The sequence below is a fragment of the Pseudomonas syringae group sp. J309-1 genome (assembly GCF_032582135.1).
GTDB classification, from domain to species: domain Bacteria; phylum Pseudomonadota; class Gammaproteobacteria; order Pseudomonadales; family Pseudomonadaceae; genus Aquipseudomonas; species Aquipseudomonas quasicaspiana.
Genome location: NZ_JAWHNU010000159.1, coordinates 1 through 530, shown reverse-complemented (window position 1 = coordinate 530; position 530 = coordinate 1). Strand labels below are relative to the sequence as shown.

The window sequence follows — 530 nt, the reverse complement described above, 5'->3', positions numbered from 1 at the left end:
TTGAACTCGGCAATCTCCCGTAGGCAGACGCAATTGACGATGCGTAGCTCAAACACGGAATCCCGACGGCGAGCGTGAGGCACCTGCTTTTCACGTTCTCCGGGAATTCTCCGGAAGCGATGCTCACGGCCTCACTTCAAGCTTATCCGGGCGCCGTCAACCAATGGGGAGTCGGCCTTCGCGTCGACGGCCATGCCGCATTCATCGGTGCCGTGTACGATCAGGTGATCGACAATGCCAACCACGCCTGATGCTATTGTCGCAGACATCAATTTAGCCGCGTCCGCAGGCTTCCGTGGGCGCCTCATCGCGCGCGGACAAGCGCGGGCGATCATTTGGCGCGATGGTGTCTTGCCACCGGACGCGCCTCCCTTCGCACCCCAGCTCAGCCACGACCTCCATTCTTATGGCTACGCGCTCCTTGGGCTCGGGCTTCGCCTCCGTGAACTCGGAGGTGACGCCGCCCAGGCGCGAACCGCTTTCGAGCAGGCCGCCACGGCACTGGAAGCGGTCATCGCCAAGGGCAACCG

Annotated in this window: 2 protein-coding genes; one reads left to right on the top strand and one right to left on the bottom strand. The window is 62.8% G+C overall.

Annotated elements, in window-relative coordinates:
- Positions 1-74 precede the first annotated feature (74 nt).
- Positions 75-251, top strand: a complete 177-nt coding sequence (locus tag RX972_RS29230; RefSeq protein WP_316880788.1) for a hypothetical protein — start codon at positions 75-77, stop codon at positions 249-251.
- A 22-nt stretch (positions 252-273) separates the two neighbouring features.
- Here the strand turns inward: RX972_RS29230 and RX972_RS29225 are convergent.
- A partial coding sequence (locus RX972_RS29225) for a hypothetical protein (protein WP_316880786.1) occupies positions 274-530 on the bottom strand: 257 nt, incomplete at its 5' end.